This window comes from Ralstonia sp. Ralssp110 (assembly GCF_047325135.1).
GTDB lineage: Bacteria > Pseudomonadota > Gammaproteobacteria > Burkholderiales > Burkholderiaceae > Ralstonia > Ralstonia mojiangensis.
This window is the reverse complement of record NZ_CP168609.1, coordinates 564,074-586,880: the sequence shown is the minus strand read 5'-3', so window position 1 is coordinate 586,880 and position 22,807 is coordinate 564,074. Positions and strand designations below refer to the sequence as shown.

Genomic DNA, 22,807 nt, shown 5'->3' with positions numbered 1-22,807 from the left:
TTAATCCGTCGCTCCACACCGCATTACTTCACACTGCGCGCCGGCAGAATCTCGCCGCGCACTTCCCCAAAGCCCACGCGATAGCCATCGCCCTGGCACCAGCCGGTCATGGTGACTTCGTCGCCGTCTTCTAAGAAGGCGCGCGTGGTGCCGTTGCCGAGGTCCAGCGGCTGCTTGCCGTTGACGGTCAGCTCCAGCAGGCTGCCGTAGGAATCCGGCGTCGTCCCGCTGATGGTGCCCGAGCCCATCAGATCGCCCACGCGCACGTTGCAGCCGGATACGGTGTGGTGCGCGAGCTGCTGCGCCATCGTCCAGTACATCGCGCGGAAGTTTGTGCGGGCGATGGTGGTGCGCTCGCCGCCGTGGGGCCGCAGCGCAGTTTCGAGGGCGATGTCGTAAGCGTTAGGGCGGCTCTGGCGCAGGTATTCCAGCGGCTCAGGCGATTGCGCCGGGTTGGCCACGCGGAACGGCTCCAGCGCCTCCATCGTCACGATCCACGGCGAGATCGATGTGCCGAAGCCCTTCGAGTTGAACGGGCCGAGCGGCACGTATTCCCATTGCTGAATGTCGCGCGCGCTCCAGTCGTTGAGGAGCACGACGCCGAACATATGGTCCGGTGCCGCGTCGACAGAAACCGGCTCGCCGAGCGCGCTCGGTTTGCCGACCACAAAGGCCATCTCGAGTTCGTAGTCCAGCTTGCGGCAGGCCGTGAAGATCGGGCGCGGCTGATCGGGCAGCTTGATCTGGCCCATCGGGCGGTGCAGCGGTGTGCCGCTCACCACCACGGAGCTGGCGCGGCCGTTGTAGCCGATCGGGATTTCCAGCCAGTTGGGCAGCAGCGCGTTCTCGGGATCGCGGAACATGCGGCCGACGTTGGTGGCGTGCTCGCGCGACGAATAGAAATCCGTATAGCCGGGGATGTCGATGGGCAGGTGCATCACGGCATGCACTTGCGGCACCAGCGCGCGAGCGTGCAGCGTGGCGTTGTCGCGCACGTGCGTGTCGGCCACGCTGAACAGCGCTTGCAGCTTCTTGCGCGTTTCCGCCCAGATGGGCTTGCCGAGGGCGATGAAGGTGTTGAGCTTGCCGGTGCGGAACGCGCCGCGTGTTGCTGCGGGGAGCAGGCCGGCGTCATCCAGGGCGCCGAGATCGATGACCTGATCGCCCAGTGCCACACCTGCGCGTGGCGACGGGTTTTCCTTGGTGGAGAAGATGCCGAAGGGCAGGTTTTCCAGGGGGAAATGGGTGTCGGGGGTGTTGGCGGATTCCAGCCAGCTTAGTTGTCGGGCGGTCATGATGGGGGCGGTGGTTTGTTTGTTGAGTCGGTTATTGCTTGACGTTGCTGGTGCATCCTGCGCTTCGTCCCCTGCCGGGGCCGACTCACTTTCTTTGTCTTGCCAAAGAAAGTAAGCAAAGAAAGGCGCGCCCGAGATGGCGAAAGACTCCTTGAATTTCCGTAACCGGGCGGAGAAGGACCGAAACTCGCTGCGCTCAGACAGCGGTCCTTCTTTTTTCCGCTCGCTTACGAAAATTCAAGGCGCCATCTAGGGCAGGGTACGGCCACACCGTCTGGATGCTCGCCTTGGCGTCAATGTAAATTCGTCGATCGTGCTTAACGCTTGCTCGGGTCGAAATGCTTCTTCAGGCCTTGCCAGCATTCGAAGTACTTGGCTTGCAGTTGCGCCGATTCCGCCGCGAAGCGCGTGGGGCGGATCACCGCCGGCGTTTCGAACATGAAGGCCATCGTTGCGTCGACCTTGTGCGGCTTGGTGGTGTCGCCGTTGCTGGCTTTCTCGAACGTGTCGGCATCTGGCCCGTGGCCGCTCATGCAGTTGTGCAGGCTGGCGCCGCCGGGCACGAAGCCTTCGGCCTTGGCGTCGTACACGCCCTGGATCAGGCCCATGAATTCGCTGGCGACGTTGCGGTGGAACCAGGGCGGGCGGAACGTGTTTTCGGCGGCCAGCCAGCGCGGCGGGAAGATCACGAAGTCGATCGTGTCCACGCCCGGCGTGGCGGAGGGGCTCTGCAGCACCAGGAAGATCGACGGGTCCGGATGGTCGTAGCTGATCGAGCCGATGGTGTTGAACAGGCGCAGGTCGTACTTGTACGGCGCGAGGTTGCCGTGCCAGGCAACGACGTCCAGCGGCGAGTGGCCGATCTTCGCCGTCCACAAGCTGCCCTGGAATTTTGCGACGAGTTCAAAGTTGCCCTCGCGGTCTTCATACCAGGCGTGCGGCGTGAGAAAGTCGCGCGGGTTGGCCAGGCCGTTCGAGCCGATCACACCGAGGTCCGGCAAGCGGAAGAGCGCGCCGAAGTTCTCGCAGATGTAGCCGCGCGCGTCGCCATCCGGAAGTTCGACGCGGAAGCGCACGCCGCGCGGGATGACCACAATCTCCAGCGGCTCGACATCGACCACGCCCATCTCCGTCAGCAGGCGCAGGCGGCCTTGCTGCGGGACGATCAGCAGTTCGCCGTCGGCGTTGTAGAAGAAGCGGTCGGACATTGACGCGTTGGCGGCGTACAGGTGGATGCCGCAGCCGGTTTGCGCGTCCGGCCCGCCGTTGCCGGCGAAGGTGACGATGCCGTCGATGAAATCGGTGCCGGCCGCCGGTGCGGGCAGCGGGTCCCAGCGCAACTGGTTGGGCGAGGGCGGTACCTCGTTGAAGTTGCTGTGGAAGCGGCCTTGCGCCATGGCTTCGAACGGCAGATGCACGGCGCCCGGACGAATGCGATACAGCCACGAGCGGCGGTTGTGCGCACGCGGCGCGGTGAATGCCGTGCCGGAAATCTGTTCCGCATACAGGCCATACGGCGCCTTCTGCGGGGAGTTCTGGCCGTGAGGCAGCGCGCCGGGCAGCGCTTCGGTGGCGAACTCGTTGCCGAAGCCGCTTTGGTAAGCGGGCCGGTCCAGCGACGCGGGGGTGAATGCGACGGGGGACGCGCTCGGGGCCGTCGGGGCGAGCATGTTCATGGTGAAGTCCTTGGAGAAAAAGTCAGGAGCGTCTTCAGGGAAAGCGTAGTCGTTACCAGACCATCAGGCGGGCTTGCCGGTTGTGCGGCCTGAGGCAAAGCGTGCGGCGTCCGGGCCACTGGCGGCCAGCGTGAGCGCCAGCACCATGCCAAACGACACCAGTGCCGGCACCGCCGCGGCCGAGAACAAGGCCGGGCTGCTCCATTGCATGGCAATCAGTTGTCCGCCGATCACCGGGCCGATGACGGAGCCGATGCGGCCCACGCCAAGGCTCCAGCCGATGCCGGTGGCGCGCAGCGTGGTGGGGTAATACGTGGCGGCCAGCGCATTCACCGCGGGCTGTCCGCCGACGATGCAGAAGCCGGCCACGAACACCACCGCCACCAGCATGGGCAGCGCAGCCGCCACATGGCCGATCAGCCCGACCGTGACGCAGGCGATTAGGAAGCACACGGCCAGCACGCGCACAAAGCCCAGACGATCGATCAGCCGGCCCAACGTGAGCGTGCCGATCACGCCGCCCACCTGCAGCGCGGTGGCTACCAGCACAGCGGTATCCGTCGGATACCCCGCATCGCGAATCAGCGTCGGAAGCCAGTTCGACAGGAAATACAGGTCGATCAGGTTCATGAAGTTGATGACCCACAGCACGAGCGTGACCTTGGCGCGGCCTTCCGTGAATAGCGCCGAGACTGGCATGCCCCGTGCGGGCGCCTCGGGCACCACGAATTGCGTCTGCGCGTTCACTAGGAGTTGCGGCGCGAGCTTGCCCAGCCAGCGAGCCAGGCGTTGGTGGCGCGTTTGTGGATCGCCCTTGAGCACCAGGTATTGCAGGGATTCCGGCAGCCACAGCACCATCATCACGCCAATGACAAGAGGCACCAGGCCGCCCACCAGAAACACCGCATGCCACCCAAAGCGCGACAGCAGCGCCGCGCTCACAAAGCCGCCAAGTGCCGCGCCCACGGTAAAGCCGCACGACACCAGCATCATCCAGGTCACGCGCGTGCGTGCGGGGCTGAACTCGCCGGCCAGCGCCATCGCGTTGGGCATGATGCAACCCAGGCCCAGGCCTGTGATGAAGCGCAAGACGAGTAGCGCCTCCACCGTTGCCACCTGCGTGGTGGCCAGCATGCAGGCCGCAAAGAAGAACGTGGCGACGATCAGCACAGGCCGACGTCCGAAGCGGTCGCCCAGCACGCCAAACACCAGCGAGCCCACCAGCATGCCGAACAGCCCCGCGCCGAACACCGGCCCGAGGCTCGCCTTGGTGATGTTCCAGTCCTTGATGATGGCCGGCGCCACATAACCCATGGCCTGCACGTCAAAGCCGTCGATGATCAGGCACAGGCCGCAGATGGCCAGCAACAGAATCTGAAAGCCGCCAACCTTGCCCTGGTCGATCAGGCGGGCGAGGTCGATGGGCGTGGAAGGTGTTTCATGTGCGGCGGGGGCAGGGCGCATGGTGGTCTCCGGTGGCGGCGTTGCCGCTCTGTTCTGGATTCTTGGTATGCGCGTATTGTCCGGATTGGATGAAAATTTGAAATATCAATGCGAGAATGCGAGATATTGATTTTATGAATGTCAAGGCGCCGCCATGCTGAACCTGCGGGATGTCGATCTGAACCTGCTGGTGCTGTTTCAGGAAATCCTGCGCGAAAAGCGCATTTCCGTCGTGGCCGAGCGGCTTGGCTTGTCGCAGCCGGCAGTCAGCAACGCGCTCTCGCGCCTACGCCAGACCTTCGACGACGAACTCTTCGTGCGCACGCCGCGCGGCATGATGCCGACCGCACTTGCCGAGCAACTGGCAGAACCGGTCGCCACGGCGCTCGACACGCTGCAACGCGCCTTCGGCCAGCGTACGCACTTTGAAGCGGCGACCTCCACGCGCACCTTCACACTTGCCATGAGTGACGTCGGCGAGGTGTATTTCATGCCGGTGCTGGCGCAGTTATGTGCCGAGCAGGCGCCCGGCGTGCGCCTCGATACCATGCGGGCCGGCGGGTTCGACATGAAGGCCGAAATGGAGGCCGGCGCCATCGACCTCGCCATCGGCGCGTTCGATGATCTTTCCGGCGAGAGCCTCTTCCAGCGCCGGCTGTTCCGGCAGGATTACGTGACGATGTTCCGGCGCGGCCATGCGCTGTCGGAGGGCAAGCTGACGCTGGAGCGCTTTCGCGCCGCGTCGCACCTCGTGGTGGCAAGTTCGGCCAGCCCTTACAACGCGATCGGGCCGCTGCTGGACAAGGCGGGGATCACGCAATCGGCGCGTTTTTCGGTGCCACACTTCGTGGCGGTGCCGTACATCGTGAGCACGACCGACCTGGTGGTGACGGTGCCGCGCAAGCTGGCCGAGCGCGCGGCGCCGCCGTTTGGGCTGGAGTTCGTTGCGCCGCCGCTCAAGCTGCCGGCATTGCAGACCAATGTGTTCTGGCACCGGCGCTTCCATCAGGACGCCGGCAACCAGTGGCTGCGCAACGTGGTCGCGCAGCGCTTTGCCGAGCTGGAGAGCTAGGCCTCAGCCTGCCGAGACCGTGCGCTGCAGTTGTTCGCCCAGGCCGGCAATGCCCAATCGCACGGACTGCCCCGGCTTGAGATAAACCGGGCTGGGTTTGATGCCCAGCCCCACGCCCGGCGGCGTGCCCGTCGAGATGACATCGCCCGGCTGCAGGCTCATGCAGCGGCTCAGATACGCCACGAGTTGCGCCACGCCAAACACCATCGTCCGTGTATTGCCGTTCTGATAACGATGGCCGTCCACTTCCAGCCAGAGGTCCAGCGCCTGCGGGTCGGGCACCTCGTCACGCGTGACGAGCCACGGGCCAAGCGGGCCGAACGTGTCGAAGCCCTTGCCCTTGTCCCACTGGCCGCCGCGCTCGATCTGCCATTCGCGTTCGGAAACGTCGTTGACGATGCAATAGCCCGCCACGTAGTCGAGCGCGTTGGCTTCGTCGACGTACTTGGCGGCTTTGCCGATCACCACGCCCAGTTCAACCTCCCAGTCGGTCTTAACGGAGCCGCGCGGGATTTCGATGTCGTCGTTCGGGCCGCAGATGGCGCTGGTCCACTTGTTGAAGACGACCGGCTCGGCCGGCACCGGCAGGCCGGATTCGGCAGCATGGTCGGCGTAGTTCAGTCCGATGCAGACAAACTTGCCGACGCGCCCGACGCATGGGCCAATGCGGGGTTGTCCGCTGACGGCCGGCAGTGTTGCGGGATCCACGTCGCGCAGCTTGGCTAGGAATGCGTCCGACAGCACGTTACCGGCAATGTCGTCGACGATGCCTGACAGATCGCGGAGGGTGCCGGTTGCATCGAGCAGGCCCGGTTTCTCTTGGCCGTGGGGGCCGAAGCGCAGCAGTTTCATGAAAGGCTCAAATCGGTTGGGGGAAAGGCATCAAGGTATCAATTTGACCAGCCGCCGTCGATCAGGTGGGCTTGGCCTGTCGTGAAGGCGGCTTCGTCGGAAGCCAGATAGGCGGCCAGTGCGGCTATTTCTTCCGGCTGCCCGAGGCGCCCCATCGGCTGACGTGCGACAAACGCAGCTTCGACTTCTGCGCGTGGTTTGCCTTGCGTGCGGGCTTGTTCATCGATGCGCTGGGCGAGGGATGGCGATACCACCGTGCCTGGGCAGATCGCGTTGCAGCGGATGCCGCGCGACACAAAGTCTGCCGCCACGGATTTGGTCAATCCGATCACCGCGGCCTTCGATGCGCCATACACAAAGCGGTTCGGAACGCCCTTGATGCTCGACGCGGCGGACGACATGTTGATGACACTGCCGCCACCGCGTTCCAGCATGCCCGGCAGAAACGCGCGGATGGTGCGGTACATCGACTTGACGTTGAGGTCAAACGAGAAATCCCACGCATCCTCATCGCACTCCAGCACCGAGCCGGCGTGTACGAAGCCTGCGCAGTTGAAGAGAATGTCGATGCCGCCAAGCTCGGCAGCGAGCGCATTCACCTGCTGGGAATCGCGCACGTCGAGGCGGCGGACGTCGAACGGCACATCGTTCAATGCATCGATGCGCAGGTCGGTGGCGATGACGCGGGCGCCTTCGCGGGCGAAGCGCTCGGCGCAGGCGCGGCCGATACCCTGCGCAGCGGCTGTCACGAGCGCCGTCTTGCCCGCCAGGCGGCCGGGGAAAGCGGCGCCGCTCATTCTTTGGGCAGCAGGTAGGCCTGACGCGCAAACAGGCGCCAGCCGTCCGGATGCTTCTTCCACACCTGCAGCACGCCGATATGCGCGGTGCTGGTCTTGCCGTCGGGCAAGTTGTTGACGGAGTCGAACACGTGGCGCACCCACGCGTTGTCGCCGTTGACCTGCACGGTCTGATTGGTCAGCGCAATCGACTTGAATGCATTCGTGCCGTCCAGCGCCTTGAGAAAGGCTGCGTGGTCTTCCAGCTTGCCCGACGAGTGGCCGTAGGTCAGATCGTTCTCGATCAGCTTGGTGAGCGTGGCGCCGTCGCTGGCAACCATGGCGACGCGCATGCGCTCCACGGCCTGCGCCACCGTGTCGGCGTCAGTGGCGGCATGGGCGAGGGCGCTGCCGGCAGCGAGCGCGGCGGTCATCGCAACGCCCGCAATGCGGCGGACAAACGTGTGCAACAGCATGGGCAATCTCCTCTCTGATGGTGTGTGCGCTGCATCGCAGGCGGAGTCAGAAATGGGCTTCGCGGTGCGCAGCCTGTGGCGGCAGGCTTGCGGTTTCCGGCTCGGGCAACGGGGCCGCGCGGCCCACACGCCGCACCCACATCGCGGTCAGGATCGGCACGAGAATCGCCGTGACGAGGCACGCCGTGGCCACCAGCGCCGTGGCAGCCGGCACCATGGGTTTGAACTTCGGAATCATCTCGCCGATGATGGCCGGGTTGGCGACCGCCGCGCCGGCCGTGGACGATGCCGCCAACCCAGCGGCGCCATTGCCGCCGGCGATGAGCCTGTCCGCCAGAATGAGCGGCACGCCTGTGATGACGATCACCGTCAGGCCGAGCAGCAGGCCCGGGAGGCCGCTGTTGGCAATCACGTGCAGGTCGATGCCGTTGCCCAGCGCAAAGCCGAAGAACGGGATGAGCGGATGCACGCAGCGGCCGAACAGCTCGCGCAGCTCACCGTCGAGATTGCCCAGCGTAAAGCCGATCAGGAAGGGCAGCACTGCGCCCACGAACAGCCGGGGTTCAAACACGGCAATGCCCGTCGCACCCAAAATGAACATGCTGACCAGCGGTCCGGATTCGATCGACATCAGCACGAACGCACCCGCTTCTTCCTTGGTGCCGTACTGCTGCATGACGGCGGCGTAGAGCCCGCCGTTGGTCATGTCCATCGACGTTGTGATCGCCAGCACCGACAGTCCGGCAAGGATGCCGGTCTTGATGCCCTCGTCCGGAATGAACTGCGCAGCCACCAGCGTCGCCAGCCACGCCACGGCAATCTTCGTGACGAGCAGCGTGCCCGACTTGCGCAGCACCACGCCGGTGGCATGCAGGTCGATGGTCGCGCCCATGCAGAAGAACCACACCGCCAGGATCGGCACCGTGCCGGTGATCAGGCCGTTGGTGAACGAGCCGAAGTACTTCCCGGCATCGGGCGCGAACGTATGCACGCATGCGCCCAGCAGCAGCGGCACGAGCATCAGCCCGCCCGGAATGCGGTCAATCGCCTTCTTGATCTTCACGTCTCCTCCATGAGCCTCTATGGGCTCGGTTGGTCAGGGTCCAACATCGTGGAGTGACTATAGCGGATGATGTGGAACGATGTTCCATGTTTTTGACTTCGCGGATTTATCGTTTACCCTCGGGCGCAAATGTGTGCGGTGCAGCGTTACCCAGCTTTATGCCGACTTCATCTCGGAAATATGGATCGACGTTCCGTATTTTTGTTTTTTGTGCTTCAATCCAACCCACACGGCCGGCGGCGCAGTACATGCCGGTGCATCCCCCAACGGAGAAACGGCATGGAAGTGCGGCAAGGAATCCACAGCGAACACGCAAAAACCCTCGACACGGCGGGGCTGCGCCGGCAGTTTCTGGTGGAACAGGTGTTTGAGCGCGATGCGCTTCAGCTCACGTACAGCCATATCGACCGGATCATCGTTGGTGGCGCGTGGCCGGCGACGCGGCCGGTGGAGGTGCCGGCTTCGCTGGCCAAGTCGATGGGCGTGAGCCATCTGCTGGAGCGCCGCGAGCTGGGCGCGATCAACATTGGCGGCGCGGGCTGGGTGGAGGTCGATGGCACGCGGCACGACGTTGGTAATGAAGAGGCGATCTACATCGGCCAGGGCGGTCAGAACGTCGTCTTCGGCAGCAACGATGCGGCGCGGCCCGCCAAGTTCTACATCAACTGCGCGCCGGCCCATACGGCGTATCCCACGCGCACGATCACGCTGGCGCAGGCGTCGCCCGAAACGCTGGGCGATCCGGCCACGAGCAACCGGCGCACGATCTACAAATTCATCGTGCCCGACGTGCTGCCCACCTGCCAGCTTTCGATGGGCATGACCAAGCTGGAGCCCGGCAGCCTGTGGAACACCATGCCGTGCCACACGCACGAGCGCCGCATGGAGGTCTATTTCTATTTCAACCTGCCCGACAACGCCGCCGTGTTCCACATGCTCGGCGAGCCGCAGGAGACGCGTCACATCCTCGTCCACAACGAGCAGGCCGTGATCTCGCCAAGCTGGTCGATCCACTCGGGCGTGGGCACGCAGGCGTACACGTTCATCTGGGGCATGGTCGGCGAAAACCAGGTGTTCCACGACATGGACCACATCGCCATTGCCGACCTGCGCTGACACCATGCGGCTCGAGAATCCCTATCTCCAGAGCGCTAGCCTGTTCGACCTGACCGGCAAGGTGGCCATCGTCACCGGCAGCAACACGGGGCTGGGCGCGGGCATGGCGACGGCGCTTGCGGCGGCCGGTTGCGACATCGTCGGGGCCAACCGCTCCGACCCAGCGGAGACGGCCGCGCGTGTGGAAGCGGCCGGCCGCCGGTTCGTCGACGTGCGAGCCGATCTGTCTTCGCTGGAGCCGATCGGCAGCATTGTGGAAGCCGCGATGGACTCCTTCGGGCGCGTCGACATCCTCGTCAACAACGCCGGCATCATCCGCCGCTGCGACGCACTGGAATTTTCCGAAGCCGATTGGGATACCGTCATCGACGTCAATCTCAAGGGCGTGTTCTTTCTCTCGCAGGCAGTGGCGCGGCAGTTCGTGCAGCAAGGCGGGCGCGGCAAGATCATCAACGTGGCGTCGATGCTGTCGTTCCAGGGCGGCATTCGCGTGCCGTCTTACACGGCGTCGAAGAGCGGCGTGCTGGGTCTCACCCGGTTGCTGGCCAACGAGTGGGCGGGGCGCGGCATCAACGTCAACGCCATCGCACCCGGCTACATGGAAACCGACAACACGGCGCAATTGCGCGAAGACCGGCAGCGCAGCGAAGAGATCCTGGCGCGTATTCCGGCCGGGCGCTGGGGCGTGCCGGATGACCTGGCGGGCGCGGTGGTGTTTCTCGCTTCGGCGGCGTCGGATTACGTGCACGGCCACACGCTGGCAGTGGATGGCGGCTGGCTGGCGCGGTAGGCAAAGTCGGCAGGTGGATTGATGGAACGCGGTATGAGACCGGTTATGCTCTCTCCAGATTTTGAAATCACGGAACCACGAGAGATGAAAGCCACGCCCCGGCAACGCAAGCCGGAAGACCTGTCCGCCAATGAAGCCGTTGATACCGGTGCCGATAAGGCCGAATCGGTCTCGGCGGTCGACAAGGTGTTCACCATCCTGGGCGCGATGGGCGAGCTTGGCGCCGTCGGCCCGAGCGAACTGTCGCAGCGCCTTGGCATGTCCAAGACGACCGTGCACCGTTTCCTGCAGTCGCTCAAAGGCCTCGGCTATGTCGCACAGGAAGGCGACACCGACCGGTATCGGCTGACCATCCGCCTGTTCGAGCTTGGCGCGAAGGCGCTGGAAAACGTCGACCTTGTCCGCGAAGCCGACACCGAAATGCGCCGCATCGGGCAGCTCACGCGCGAGGCCGTCCACCTCGGCGCGTTTGACGAAGACGCCATCATCTACATCCACAAGATCGACGCCGATTACGGCTTGCGCATGCAGTCGCGCATCGGCCGGCGTAATCCGCTGCACAGCACGGCCATCGGCAAGGTGCTGCTGGCCTACATGCCGCCGGAAGAAGCGCGCGAGGTGCTGTCGAAGGTCGAGTTCAAGAAGTCCACGCAGAAGACGCTCGCCTCTGCCGAGGCCGTGCTGAGCATCCTGCCGCGCGTGCGCCAGCAAGGTTTTGGCGAAGACAACGAAGAGCAGGAAGACGGGCTGCTGTGCATTGCCGTGCCGGTGTTCGACCGCTTTGGCCGCGTGATCGCGGGGCTGTCGATCTCGTTCCCGACCATGCGTTGCGGCGCCGATACCAAAGCGCACTATGTCGCGCTGCTGCAGCAGGCGGGCGCGGCCATCTCCTCGCGCCTGGGCTATCACCCCGCATCCCACTGAGCGCTCTGCAGGATCGGCCGGTCCGTCCTATCCTCTGCGTTGTTTCCCGCATCTGAGCCTGTGCGCTCAGCATTCCATTCCCACCGTATTGGAGTCGATCACATGCGTTACAACCAGCTGGGCCGGACCGGCCTGTTCGTTTCGGAGCTGTGCCTCGGCACGATGACCTTCGGCGGCAACGACGGCATCTGGCAGCACATCGGCGATTTACAGCAAGCCGATGCCGAGCGCCTCATCGGGCGCGCACTCGACGCCGGCATCAACTTCATCGACACGGCCGATGTGTACGCCAACGGTGTCGCTGAACAGATGACAGGGCAGGCGCTCAAGAACCTGAAGGTGTCGCGCGACAGCGTGGTCGTCGCCACCAAGGTGTTCGGCCAGACCGGTGAGAGCGTGAATGCGCGCGGTGCCTCACGCTTGCACATCATGGACGGCATCAAGGCGAGCCTGAAACGCATGCAGCTCGACCATATCGATCTCTATCAGATCCATGGTTTCGACCCGGCCACGCCCATTGAGGAAACGGTGCGTGCGCTCGATACGCTCGTCCAACACGGTCATGTGCGCTATGTGGGCGTATCGAATTGGGCGGCGTGGCAGATCGTCAAGGCGCTGGGGATTGCGGAACGCCTCGGCTGCGCGCGCTTTGAAAGCCTGCAGGCGTATTACACCGTGGCCGGCCGCGATCTGGAGCGCGAGCTGGTGCCGATGCTCAAAAGCGAAGGCCTGGGCCTGATGGTCTGGAGCCCGCTGGCCGGTGGTCTGCTCAGCGGCAAATATACGCGCGAGCAGCACGGCGAACAGGACAGCCGCCGCAACAAGTTCGACTTCCCGCCGGTGGACCGTGCGCGCGCTTACACGTGCGTAGATGCCATGCGCGTCATGGCCAATGCCCGCAGCGTGTCGGTCGCGCAGATTGCACTCGCGTGGCTGCTGCATCAACGCGCAGTGACCACCGTGATCGTCGGTGCCAAGAAGATTGAGCAGCTCGACGACAACATCGCGGCCACCAAGGTTGAACTGACGGCGGAAGAACTGGCGCAGCTTGATGAGCTGAGCAAACTCCCGGCCGAATACCCGGGCTGGATGCTGGAGCGGCAAGGCGAGTACCGGCGTGGCCAGCTTGCCGGAACGCGGCAGGCCGGACGCTAATCTGCCGGCTCGAATCGTTCGCCTTTGAACGCGCGGTGCGGATTGCCGCGCTCCACCTGGTGATGGAGCGCGCGCCGCTGCGCACGCTGTGCCGCATCGACAGCCGCATCGCGGTCCGCCAGCTTGTGTGCGAGCAGCAGCACGGCCAGCCGCTTGTTGGCGTGCTGGCTGCGCTCGGTCTGCACCTTCACGCTGATGCCCGTGGCGATATGCGTGGCCCGCACGGCCGATTCCGTCTTGTTGACATGCTGCCCACCGGGGCCGGACGAACGCGTGGTCTCGAAGTGGATCTCGCTGGGTAGCGTTGCCGACGGCGCCGCACAGCGCGCCACCCCAAAGAACCAGTTCTTGCGCGCGTGCCGTGGCCGATACGGGCTCGGGCATGTCCACTGGATTGTGCCTTCCCATGCGCGAGCCACTGCGTTCTCGGAGTCGCCTTCCAGGCTGATCAGGGCGGAGCGCAGCGTGCCGGCGCGCTCCCCATCCTCCTGTTCCAGCAGTTCGAGTTGGACGCCGGCGGCTGCGGCTTCGCGTTGCAGCCGCCCAAGCGCTTTCACCACAGCCAGCTCGCATTCGGCCGGACCTTGCGCGGAAGAGAGTTGCAGTAACACCATCAGCAGCACTCCCCACGCGTCTTGTACGTCAACACCGGGCGCAGGCGCGCGAGCACCTTCACCAAGCCAGCATCCACCAGTGGCGCGATGACGCTCTCGATCGGCTTGTAGGCTTCGGGCGCCTCTTCGTAGATCAACTGCTTGTCCTCGCAGATGACGTGGCCGCCGAGCTTGGTGCGGTTGAGCTGCGCGGGCGTGAAGCGGCGGATGAGCCGGTCTTTGCACTCGCTGCGCATCCACTTGCGACCGGCACCGTGGGCGAGCGAGAACAAACCGTGCTCGCTCGGGCGTGGCGCGACGAGGTAGCTGTAATCCCCACGCGAACCCGGGATGACGACCACGCCGGCATCCGATGGCGTTGCGCCCTTGCGGTGCAGCCAGCCGCGCTCACCGAATATCGTGGCCGGTGCGACAAAGTTGTGATGCACGTCGAGCAACACCTTGCCCTGAGCGTGCAGACGGTCGAGCATGCGGCGCGCGATGAGTTCGCGGTTGGCCTTGGCAAAGTGCAGCGCCGTGTCGTGGCGTGCCAGATAGGCGGCGCACACCGCAGCGTCCTGTGCGAGCCCGGCGTGGCCATACGTGCGCACCTGCTCCTCGAGGATGGCCTGGCCGAGCCCTCGCGAGCCGCTGTGCACCAGCAGCAGAAACTGGCGTGGGTCCAGCGGCAGTTCCTCTGCATCGTAAATCTCGTCGACGCGCTGTAGCTCAGCGAAGTGGTTGCCGCCGCCGATGGTGCCGAGTGCGGCATCGAAGCCGGTACCAGCCGGCGCCAATGCTGCGACAAGCTCGCTCCAGCTTTCGTCGAGTGGCGCATCGATGTTGCCAAGACGCTTTTCAAGCTTGTCCAGGCTGGCCTTGTTGGCATCGAGATCGGTGGCCCACAGCGTCATGCCGCAGCCGATGTCGTTGCCGATCAATGCCGGATATAACCGGCCGACCGAGAAAAACGCCGCGCCGACTGGGTAGCCGCGACCCGGGTGCAAGTCGGGCATGCCGGCCACATGGCGCATGCCGTCGAGTGCCTTGGTGGTTTGAAGTTGTCGGATCGCGTCGCCTTCGATCCAGGTGTCGTCCGAGGCGATCAGCGAGACGCCGTCGAACAAATGCAAGATGCAATTGCCCATGAACTATCCATATCAGGTCTGAAAAAAAACTGATGTGGCAGGCCGAAGGCCGGGCAATGCGAAGACGCTGCGAACGACAGCGCGAGAGATTCGATCAACCCAGGCAAGGGCCTGCAAAGGGGAAAGCAAGGTGACGCATGATGTTTTTTCCTCCTATGCAAAATGGTTGATCGGTAAGCGGGGCGGATACTAGCACCGCGCTTTGCGCACTCGCAAGTACGATCAAACGTAAGTGTTGGATTGTTGAAACGCGATGGCGCTCAGGTTGCTGTTGCCGCCGGCAATGCAAGTCGCGCCGCCGCCAGCGCTTCACGCAATACCGCCATGTCGCCGATATGGTTTGCGAGCAGCAGGATGAGCTGTGCATTGAGCATCGCGCTGTGCTCGTCGTCCAGGTTGCGATGCGCGTCGATCAGCGCTTCGTAAAAATCATCGGGGCGCGGCAGATTGGGTTGCGTGTTCAGCGGCATGGCGGTCGGTATTCAGCTCAGGCGGAGACAGTGGCGTGCGGCGTTGCCGCAGGCGCGGTTTGCCCGGTGGCACGAAGCAACGCAGCGGCCAGCTTGGCAGGCTCAAGCGTGCGCCAGCGTGCGCAGACGTGCTGATCTGGGCGGATCAGGTAGGTGGTGCCGGGGCGCGCGTCATAGCGTTGCGCGACCAGGCCGTCGATGTCTTCCAGCGCGGTCACGTTGGCAGAGACCATGCCCATGCCGCCAACCGGGAAGATTGCCAGCGTGGGCAGCGGCAGCGCATCGACGTGCTCTCCCGCACCGCAGAAACGTAGCGCCATGAAGCCGCCGTGCAGATGACTGAGGAGCCAATCGGCGCGGCCATCGGCATTGCGCACCGGCGCGTCAAGTGCGACCGCGCCGGGCACGAGTGCGCAGGCGAAGGGCGCTTCATCTTCTGTCAGCAATTCAGAGCCTTCCAGCACGGTCGGCATGGACAGCCGACCGCTGTTGACCAGCGTCCGCGCAAACGGATAGTGCTTGGCCAAGCGCAGCGTGGCATCGCGAAAAAGCCGGCTCACTGCGCTCTTGGGTGTGATGAAGTCGGTCGAGCGGGTGGAGTGACGGATGTTGTCGTCGGCGGCGAACTCGCGCTCGCTCGCGTAGGTGTCGAGCAGCGCGTCGGGCGCATCGCCGTCGAGCACCATGCGCAACTTCCACGCGAGGTTCTCGGCATCCTGCAAGCCGCTGTTGGCGCCGCGCGCGCCGAACGGCGACACTCGATGTGCCGCGTCGCCGATGAAGAGCACGCGGCCGTGGCGGAAGCGGTCCATGCGTTCGCACGAGAACGTATAGACGCTGACCCATTCCAGCTCGAAATCGACGCCTTCCCCCAACAGCGCGCGCACGCGCGGGATGACGCGCTCGGGTTGCTTCTCGGCCACGGGGTCGGCGTCCCATCCGAGCTGGAAATCGATGCGCCAGACGTTGTCGGGCTGATGGTGCAGCAACACCGATTGATTCGGATGGAACGGCGGATCAAACCAGAACCAGCGCTCGCTCGGGAAGGACGCATCCATGCGCACGTCGGCGATCAGGAAGCGGTCTTTGAACGTCTGGCCGCGGGCTTCGAGGCCCATCATGTGCCGCACTGGGCTGCGCGAGCCGTCGGCGGCGACCACGTATTGCGCGCGCTGCTCATACGTGCCGTCGGGCGTCTCGATGCTGAGCGTCACGCCATCGGCATCCTGCGTGAGGCCCGTCACCTTGTTCTTCCAGCGTAGCTCGATGTTCGGCAAGGCTTGCGCGCGTTCGACAAGAAAGCCTTCCACGTAGTACTGCTGCAGGTTGATGAATGCCGGCCGGCGGTGTCCGGTTTCGGGCAGCAGGTCAAAGCTGTAGAGCAGCTCGTTCTTCAGGTAGACCTTGCCGACGTTCCAACTCACGCCTTTGTCGACCATGCAATCGCCGCAGCCGAGTCGATCAAAAATCTCCAATGAACGCTTGGAGAAGCAGATCGCGCGCGAGCCGGTAGACAGCGTGCAATCGTCGTCGACAACGACCACGGCCACGTCCTGCTGTGCGAGATCGATGGCCGTGGCCAACCCCACCGGCCCTGCGCCGACGATAACGACGGGGCGAGCTTCAGTTGCCGCTCCGGGTTGCTGTTCGGCGCACGGCGTGTACGGGAAGACGCGGTTCTGGAAGTCGGGGTTCATGTTCAGCCTTGCAGGGCGGCCCACATTTCCTTGTCGCGCTCGGCTGTCCAGATGCGCGGGTGCTTGATGCCGCTGGCCTCATCAAAGGCGCGCGTCACGTCAAACGGCAGGCAGTGCTCGTAGATGAAGACGCTGCCGAATTTCGGGTCCATGGCCGCGCGGGTGTGCGCCATGGCGGCTTTCAGGTCCATCTTCTGCGCGACAGCTTCCTTGCCGCGCTGGAGCAAGGTAGACACGAAATCGCGTGTATAGGCGAGACCCTTGTCGACTTCGACCGGATTGAGCAGCGCCGGCCCGCGTCCGGGCACAAGCTTGTCGGCGCCGAGCGCGCGCAGCGCGTCGAGTGTGGCGGGCCATTCTTCGAGCTGGGCATCGCCGCAGTAGCAGGCGGCGTCGTATTCGACGAGATCGCCGGAGAAGAGCACTTTCTGTGAGGGAATCCACACCACGGTGTCGCCCTTCGTGTGGCCGGGGCCGAGGTGCAGGATCTTCACTTCCAGCTTGCCCAGGAACAGTGTCAGCTCGCGCTCGAACACCAGCGTGGGCCACGTCAGGCCCGGCACGGTTTCCACGCCCGCGAACAGGCGCGGAAAGCGTTCGATTTCAGACTTCATATCCGCTTCACCGCGCTCGACGATCATCTCGTACGTGCCGCGGCTGGCAATGACGTTCTGCGCGCCTTCGGCAAAGTAGGCCGACGCGCCGAGCACGCGCACGGCGTGATAGTGCGAAAGCACCACGTGCTTGATCGGCTTGTCGGTGATGGCGCGGATGCGTGCGATCAGGTCTTGCGCCATTGCCGGCGTGGCGGTGGTGTCGACGATCAGCACCGAGTCGTCGCCGATGATGACGCCGGAGTTGGGGTCGCCCTCGGCGGTGTAGGCGTACGCGTTGGGGGAGAGCTGGGTGAAGGTGACTTGTTTGGCCTCGAGGTCGGCTTGCGAGGCGAAGGCTTTGGCCATTCTGTCACTCCTGGTGTAGTGAGTTACGGTTGGGGAAATTTTTATTGAGCGTGCTCAGGCTGAAAAGCTTGGGCTGGGGCGTGCTGATACCAAGCCATGCCGAACGCTGGCAATCATAGACCGCAGGGTCTGGGGATGCGCCTAGGGTATACGTGAATTATGATTAGAAGCATTGTTTCTACAATGCATAAAAATCAAAAACTGGCCGTCGAGGCGAAGCTGCGTGCTACGCTCGCAGCACTTTGTCGGCTCAGCCCCAGCCAATGCGCCCCCAAGACATGGAGACTCCGGAAGTCGAAGACGACCTGCCACCCGACGGCGATGCAGAAGACGCGCGTGCAAGCCGTGACCGCTCGGGCATCCAATCCATCGAAGTCGGCTCTCAATTACTGGTGGCGCTGACGCGTGCCATGCGGGCGATGGCGCTGGGTGATTTGGCGCGTGCGGCGGGCATGCATCCGTCCAAGGCGCATCGCTACCTGGTGAGCCTGCAGCGCGTGGGCGCGGTCTCTCAAGACCCGCTGACCGGGCGTTACGAATTGGGCCCGTTTGCGCTGCGCCTGGGTCTGGCCAGCCTCAACCGTTCCGATGCCATTGTCCGCACGCGGCCGTTGCTTGCCGGCTTGCGAGACCAGACCGGTCACACGATTGGCATTGCCGTCTGGAGCGATCGTGGCCCGACCGTTGTGCATTGGGAGAAGGCCGGTGGTGCGCCTGGCGTGAACCTGCGCATTGGCGACGTCTTGCCGATGCTCAATTCCGCCACTGGCCGCCTGTTCGGCGCCTATCAACCGATGGAGCAGACGCTGCCGCTCGTTGAACGCGAACTGCACGAGCGTGCCAGCGACGACCTGCCCGGCCTGCCGCGTTCCCTTACCGATTACTACCGTCTGTGTGAAGACGTCCGGACCGAAGGCGCATCGTGGGTCACGGGTAGCCTGCTGCCGGGGGTGAATGCCCTGTCGCTGCCGGTGTTCGGTGCGCGCGGGCAGCTTGTGCTGGTGTTGATCGCGCTGAACTTGCAACCGCTGTTTCACGCGCAGCGCGGTGGCGAGCTGGAGCACACGCTGCGCACGTTCGTGATGCGCCTGTCTGCCATGTTGCAGGCGCCCGCGATCAGCCCCGCCAAGGCCAGCAACCGGCGGAGCAGGGCGACGCGTTAGGGTTGTCGCCAATTTCATCCTGTCGTAAGAAATTTACTATCTCGTAACTCGTGGCGCCCCCTCGCCCGGTTCACATCCGGCGCGAACTCCACGACTACAAGAACGAGGAGCTTCATGGACTTGTCGATTGCCGCCATCCTGGCGCAAGACGGCGTGACATCGGGCGCGATCTACGCGCTGCTGGCACTGGCGCTCGTGCTGGTGTTTTCTGTCACGCGCGTGATCTTCATCCCGCAGGGCGAATTCGTCGCGTATGGCGCGCTCACGCTGGCGGCCATCCAGGCCAACAAGGCGCCGCTCTCGGCCAGCATGCTCGTCGCGCTGGGCGTGCTGACGTTCCTCGTCGAGATGGGACGCACGTTGCTGCAACCTGAACTGCGTCTGCATGCGCTGCGCACGGGTGCCATCTATGCGGGCAAATACCTTGTCTTTCCGGTTGCCGTGTACATCGCCGCCCGCATGCTCGCCCCGATGACGCTGCCGATGATTGCGCAGGTCGCGTTGACGCTGCTGATCGTCATTCCCATGGGCCCGATGATCTACCGCCTGGCCTATGAGCCGTTGGCCGAAGCCACTACGCTGGTGCTGCTGATCGTTTCGGTGGGCGTGCACTTTGCGATGGTGGGCCTCGGTCTTGTGATGTTCGGCGCGGAAGGCTCGCGTACGGATGCGTTTTCCGATGCGCGCTTTGACCTGGGCGCGCTCAGCGTGTCAGGCCAGAGCCTGTGGGTGGTGGCCGTGTCCGTGTTGATGATCGTGGCGCTGTACTTCTACTTTGGCCGTACGGTGTCGGGCAAGGCGCTGCGTGCAACGGCGGTGAACCGGTTGGGTGCGCGGCTTGTTGGCATCGGGACCACGCAGGCGGGGCGATTGGCTTTCACGCTGGCGGCGGCGTTGGGCGCGCTGTGCGGCATCCTGATTGCGCCGCTCACCACGGTCTACTACGAGTCCGGTTTCCTGATCGGCCTGAAGGGCTTCGTGGGCGCGATCGTGGGCGGGCTCGTGAGCTATCCGGTGGCGGCGCTGGGTGCACTGCTGGTGGGGCTGCTGGAGTCGTATTCGTCGTTCTGGGCGTCGGCGTTCAAGGAGGTGATCGTGTTCACGCTCATCATTCCCGTGCTGCTGTGGCGATCGCTCACCACCAAGCATGTCGAGGAAGAGGAATAAGCCGATGAACACGCTGACCAAATCTTCCGAGGGCACGGCGCAGCGCAGCTGGCTTTCGCGCAATCGCGTGCTGACCGCCTTGTTTGTGGTTGTGCTTGCATTGATTCCGATCGTGCCCACGCCCGAGTTCTGGATCACGCTGCTGAACTACATCGGGCTCTATAGCCTCGTCGCGCTGGGGCTGGTGCTGCTGACGGGGGTGGGTGGGCTGACCTCGTTCGGGCAAGCGGCGTTCGTTGGGCTGGGCGCGTACAGCACTGCGTACCTGACGACGCAGTACGGTGTTTCGCCGTGGATCGGCTTGCTGGCCGGGCTGGTGATCACGGTGGTCAGTGCCTATGTGATCGGCCTGATCACGATGCGCATGTCGGGCCACTACCTGCCGCTGGCGACGATTGCGTGGGGCCTCTCGTTGTTCTTCCTGTTTGGCAACCTTGAATTTCTGGGCAAGTACGACGGGCTGAACGGCATTCCTGTGCTGAACGTGCTCGGTAAATCGCTGCAGACCGGGCGCGAGATGTTCTACCTGATCTGGGCCGTCGTCGTCGTGGCTGTGCTGGCCGTGCAGAACCTGCTGAATTCGCGCCCGGGCCGCGCCATCCGCGCGCTCAAGGGCGGCGGCACGATGGCCGAGGCGATGGGCGTGAACACGGCGTGGATGAAGGTGGTGATCTTCGTGTTTGCGGCGGTGCTGGCGTGCATTTCGGGCTTTCTCTATGCGCATCTGCAGCGCGCTGTGAACCCGACGCCGTTCGGCCTGAACTACGGCATCGAATACCTGTTCATGGCGGTGGTCGGTGGTGTGGGCCACGTGTGGGGCGCGGTGCTTGGCGCGGGTTTGCTGACCATCCTGAAAGACAGCCTGCAGAGCATCCTGCCGAAGTTGCTGGGCTCCAATGGCAACTTCGAGATCATCGTGTTCGGCGTGCTGCTGGTGCTGTTGCTGCAGTACGCGCGTGATGGCGTCTGGCCGTTCATCCGCAAGCTGTTTCCGTCGGCCCCGACGGCGCGTGCTCCCGACGACGCACCGGCACTCAAGCAGCGCGAGAAGCCGCAAGCTGGCGAGCTGATCCTCGACGTACGCTCCGCGCGCAAGGAGTTTGGTGGCCTTGTTGCCGTGAATGACGTCAGCTTTCAAGTGAAAGCCGGCGAGATCATCGGCCTGATCGGCCCCAATGGCGCGGGCAAGTCGACCACCTTCAACCTCGTGACAGGCGTGCTGCCAGTCACGCGTGGTGAGGTGCTCTACCGTGGCGAGCACATCAGCGGCAAGCCGTCGCGTGAGATCGTCAAACGCGGTATCGGCCGCACCTTCCAGCATGTGCAATTGCTGTCGGGCATGACCGTGCTGGAAAACGTAGCGCTCGGCGCCCACCTGCGCGGCGACTTCGCGGCGCAGGGCGGCGTGCTTGCCAGCGTGGTGCGCATGAACCAAGCCGAAGAGCAGAAGCTGCTGTTTGAAGCGCGCCGCCAACTGGAGCGCGTGGGCTTGGCCGATTGCATGTACCAGGAAGCCGGCAGCCTGGCACTGGGCCAGCAACGCATTTTGGAAATCGCCCGTGCGCTGTGTTGCGACCCGGCGCTGCTGCTGCTCGATGAGCCGGCCGCCGGCCTGCGCTACAAGGAAAAGCAGGCGCTTGCAGCGCTGCTCACCAAGTTGAAAGCCGAAGGCATGAGCGTGCTGCTGGTGGAGCACGACATGGACTTCGTCATGAACCTCACCGATCGGCTGGTCGTCATGGAATTCGGCACGAAGATCGCCGAAGGGCTGCCGCAGGAAGTGCAGCAGAATCCCGCGGTGCTGGAAGCCTACCTTGGCGGCGTGGAATAAGGAGAGCGCGCATGTCGATCATCCTCGAAGTGAAGGACCTGCACGTCCGCTACGGCAAGGTGGAGGCGCTGCACGGCGCCAACCTGAAGGTGGGGGCGGGCCAGATCGTGACCGTCATCGGCCCGAACGGCGCGGGCAAATCGACCATGCTGGGCGCCATCATGGGCGCGCTGCCGACCATCGGGTCGGCCAGCGGCGTGGTCTCATACCTCGGTCACAACCTGACCGGTCTGCCGGTGGAAAAGCGCGTGGCACGCGGCATGTGCCTAGTGCCGGAAAAGCGCGAGCTGTTTGCCACCATGAGCGTGGAAGACAACCTCGTGCTTGGCGCGTACCGCCGCAAGCGGGCGGGTGAGCGCAACTACCTCGATCAGATGGAGGTGGTATACGACCTGTTCCCGCGCCTGAAAGAGCGTCGTGCGCAGGAAGCCGGCACGCTTTCCGGCGGCGAGCGCCAGATGCTCGCCGTGGGCCGCGCGTTGATGGCCAAGCCCCAGTTGCTGATGCTGGATGAGCCGAGCCTGGGTCTCGCGCCGCTCATCGTCAAAGAGATCTTCCACATCATCAGCGACCTGCGCAAAACCGGCGTGGCAACGCTGCTGATCGAGCAGAACGCACGTGCCGCTCTGCAAGTGGCCGACTATGGTTACGTGCTGGAGACCGGCGATATGACGCTCGAAGGCCCCGCGCAGGAGTTGGCCGTCAACCCGCGTGTGATCGAGACCTATCTGGGCCTGGCAAAAAAGGCCGCGTGAGCGCAGCCGGGTGCAAGATCAATCGTCGTAGTCGTGACGATGGTGCCTGCGCCATTCACGCTCACGCCAGCGCTGTTCGCGCCATTGGCGTTCCTGCCACTCGCGGCCGCGGCCATCGTCGTAGTAGCCAGGCGCAACGATGACCGGCTGCGGCGCGACATAGACCGGTGGCGGCGCGTAGTAGGCCGGCGGCGGGGGCGGTGCGTACACGGGAGCGGGGGCATAGACCGGCGCCGGCTCGACATAAACGGGCGCGACAGGCACGCCGATTCCAATGTCGACATTGACGCGGGCGAGGGCCGCCTGCGACGACAGCGCCGCTACGGCTGCCAGCACGTACAGCGCGAAGTTCTTATGCATGTGGAAATTCCTCAAGACGACGC

At 64.3% G+C, this 22,807-nt stretch carries 22 protein-coding genes; 9 read left to right on the top strand and 13 right to left on the bottom strand.

Annotated features, from left to right (window positions below; genetic code table 11):
* Positions 1–23: 23 nt before the first annotated feature.
* From fahA to ACEN9T_RS03250, 3 genes are all read right to left on the bottom strand, one after another.
* The gene (fahA, locus tag ACEN9T_RS03260; RefSeq protein WP_413706420.1) at positions 24–1,295 is read right to left on the bottom strand and encodes a fumarylacetoacetase; all 1,272 of its coding nucleotides are present in this window, start codon (positions 1,293–1,295) and stop codon (positions 24–26) included.
* A gap of 317 nt (positions 1,296–1,612) precedes the next feature.
* A complete protein-coding gene (gene hmgA / locus ACEN9T_RS03255) occupies positions 1,613–2,971 on the bottom strand; it encodes a homogentisate 1,2-dioxygenase (protein WP_413706419.1) in 1,359 nt (452 codons plus the stop codon).
* Between the two features lie 63 nt (positions 2,972–3,034).
* Positions 3,035–4,435: an MFS transporter gene (locus ACEN9T_RS03250; protein WP_413706418.1), complete on the bottom strand. Its 1,401-nt coding sequence runs from the start codon at positions 4,433–4,435 to the stop codon at positions 3,035–3,037.
* 133 nt (positions 4,436–4,568) lie between these two features.
* Here ACEN9T_RS03250 and ACEN9T_RS03245 point away from each other — a divergent pair, with 133 nt between their 5' ends.
* Positions 4,569–5,486 carry a LysR family transcriptional regulator gene (locus ACEN9T_RS03245; RefSeq protein WP_413706417.1) on the top strand — a complete coding sequence of 306 codons (918 nt, stop codon included), beginning with the start codon at positions 4,569–4,571 and terminating at the stop codon, positions 5,484–5,486.
* A 3-nt stretch (positions 5,487–5,489) separates the two neighbouring features.
* On the opposite strand, the gene ACEN9T_RS03240 is transcribed toward ACEN9T_RS03245, so the two are convergent.
* Genes ACEN9T_RS03240 through kdgT form a run of 4 tightly spaced genes read right to left on the bottom strand, consistent with a single transcriptional unit; the run spans position 5,490 to position 8,653 of the window.
* Complete coding sequence (locus tag ACEN9T_RS03240) at positions 5,490–6,338, bottom strand: ureidoglycolate lyase (protein ID WP_092971280.1); 849 nt, start codon at positions 6,336–6,338, stop codon at positions 5,490–5,492.
* Between the two features lie 38 nt (positions 6,339–6,376).
* The gene (locus tag ACEN9T_RS03235; protein ID WP_413706416.1) at positions 6,377–7,135 is read right to left on the bottom strand and encodes an SDR family oxidoreductase; all 759 of its coding nucleotides are present in this window, start codon (positions 7,133–7,135) and stop codon (positions 6,377–6,379) included.
* Complete coding sequence (locus ACEN9T_RS03230) at positions 7,132–7,590, bottom strand: nuclear transport factor 2 family protein (RefSeq protein ID WP_413706415.1); 459 nt, start codon at positions 7,588–7,590, stop codon at positions 7,132–7,134. The genes ACEN9T_RS03235 and ACEN9T_RS03230 overlap by 4 nt, the downstream gene beginning before the upstream one ends.
* Before the next feature lie 46 nt (positions 7,591–7,636).
* The gene (gene kdgT / locus ACEN9T_RS03225; RefSeq protein ID WP_092971283.1) at positions 7,637–8,653 is read right to left on the bottom strand and encodes a 2-keto-3-deoxygluconate transporter; all 1,017 of its coding nucleotides are present in this window, start codon (positions 8,651–8,653) and stop codon (positions 7,637–7,639) included.
* Between the two features lie 279 nt (positions 8,654–8,932).
* Between kdgT and kduI the strand changes: the two genes are divergently transcribed.
* The 4 genes from kduI to ACEN9T_RS03205 all read left to right on the top strand — a co-directional run bounded on the left by kduI (position 8,933) and on the right by ACEN9T_RS03205 (position 12,638).
* Positions 8,933–9,769: a 5-dehydro-4-deoxy-D-glucuronate isomerase gene (kduI, locus tag ACEN9T_RS03220; protein ID WP_413706414.1), complete on the top strand. Its 837-nt coding sequence runs from the start codon at positions 8,933–8,935 to the stop codon at positions 9,767–9,769.
* 4 nt (positions 9,770–9,773) lie between these two features.
* Positions 9,774–10,559: a 2-dehydro-3-deoxy-D-gluconate 5-dehydrogenase KduD gene (kduD, locus tag ACEN9T_RS03215; RefSeq protein ID WP_413706413.1), complete on the top strand. Its 786-nt coding sequence runs from the start codon at positions 9,774–9,776 to the stop codon at positions 10,557–10,559.
* A gap of 84 nt (positions 10,560–10,643) precedes the next feature.
* A complete protein-coding gene (gene kdgR / locus ACEN9T_RS03210) occupies positions 10,644–11,483 on the top strand; it encodes a DNA-binding transcriptional regulator KdgR (RefSeq protein WP_413706412.1) in 840 nt (279 codons plus the stop codon).
* A gap of 102 nt (positions 11,484–11,585) precedes the next feature.
* Positions 11,586–12,638 carry an aldo/keto reductase gene (locus ACEN9T_RS03205; protein WP_413706411.1) on the top strand — a complete coding sequence of 351 codons (1,053 nt, stop codon included), beginning with the start codon at positions 11,586–11,588 and terminating at the stop codon, positions 12,636–12,638.
* Here the strand turns inward: ACEN9T_RS03205 and prfH are convergent.
* From prfH to ACEN9T_RS03180, 5 genes are all read right to left on the bottom strand, one after another.
* Positions 12,635–13,252, bottom strand: a complete 618-nt coding sequence (prfH, locus tag ACEN9T_RS03200; protein WP_413706410.1) for a peptide chain release factor H — start codon at positions 13,250–13,252, stop codon at positions 12,635–12,637. The two genes, ACEN9T_RS03205 and prfH, sit on opposite strands and share 4 nt — an antisense overlap.
* A complete protein-coding gene (locus tag ACEN9T_RS03195; RefSeq protein ID WP_413706409.1) occupies positions 13,252–14,379 on the bottom strand; it encodes an RNA ligase RtcB family protein in 1,128 nt (375 codons plus the stop codon). Before ACEN9T_RS03195 ends, prfH begins: the two co-directional genes overlap by 1 nt.
* A 260-nt stretch (positions 14,380–14,639) precedes the next feature.
* Complete coding sequence (locus tag ACEN9T_RS03190) at positions 14,640–14,849, bottom strand: DUF2783 domain-containing protein (protein ID WP_045206515.1); 210 nt, start codon at positions 14,847–14,849, stop codon at positions 14,640–14,642.
* A 17-nt stretch (positions 14,850–14,866) separates the two neighbouring features.
* On the bottom strand, positions 14,867–16,546 hold the full coding sequence (locus ACEN9T_RS03185) for an FAD-dependent oxidoreductase (RefSeq protein ID WP_413706408.1): 1,680 nt from the start codon (positions 16,544–16,546) through the stop codon (positions 14,867–14,869).
* Between the two features lie 2 nt (positions 16,547–16,548).
* Positions 16,549–17,508 (bottom strand): MBL fold metallo-hydrolase, encoded by a 960-nt coding sequence (locus tag ACEN9T_RS03180; protein WP_092971290.1) that lies wholly within the window; start codon positions 17,506–17,508, stop codon positions 16,549–16,551.
* A 278-nt stretch (positions 17,509–17,786) separates the two neighbouring features.
* On the opposite strand from ACEN9T_RS03180, the gene ACEN9T_RS03175 reads away from it, so the two are divergent.
* The 4 genes from ACEN9T_RS03175 to ACEN9T_RS03160 all read left to right on the top strand — a co-directional run bounded on the left by ACEN9T_RS03175 (position 17,787) and on the right by ACEN9T_RS03160 (position 22,424).
* Positions 17,787–18,671 carry an IclR family transcriptional regulator gene (locus tag ACEN9T_RS03175; protein WP_413706407.1) on the top strand — a complete coding sequence of 295 codons (885 nt, stop codon included), beginning with the start codon at positions 17,787–17,789 and terminating at the stop codon, positions 18,669–18,671.
* A 114-nt stretch (positions 18,672–18,785) separates the two neighbouring features.
* The gene (locus ACEN9T_RS03170; protein ID WP_413706406.1) at positions 18,786–19,838 is read left to right on the top strand and encodes a branched-chain amino acid ABC transporter permease; all 1,053 of its coding nucleotides are present in this window, start codon (positions 18,786–18,788) and stop codon (positions 19,836–19,838) included.
* A 4-nt stretch (positions 19,839–19,842) separates the two neighbouring features.
* Complete coding sequence (locus tag ACEN9T_RS03165; RefSeq protein WP_413706405.1) at positions 19,843–21,669, top strand: ABC transporter permease subunit; 1,827 nt, start codon at positions 19,843–19,845, stop codon at positions 21,667–21,669.
* An 11-nt stretch (positions 21,670–21,680) separates the two neighbouring features.
* Positions 21,681–22,424: an ABC transporter ATP-binding protein gene (locus tag ACEN9T_RS03160; RefSeq protein WP_413706404.1), complete on the top strand. Its 744-nt coding sequence runs from the start codon at positions 21,681–21,683 to the stop codon at positions 22,422–22,424.
* An 18-nt stretch (positions 22,425–22,442) separates the two neighbouring features.
* Here the strand turns inward: ACEN9T_RS03160 and ACEN9T_RS03155 are convergent, their stop codons facing one another.
* On the bottom strand, positions 22,443–22,784 hold the full coding sequence (locus ACEN9T_RS03155) for a hypothetical protein (RefSeq protein WP_092971295.1): 342 nt from the start codon (positions 22,782–22,784) through the stop codon (positions 22,443–22,445).
* Between the last annotated feature and the right edge of the window lie 23 nt (positions 22,785–22,807).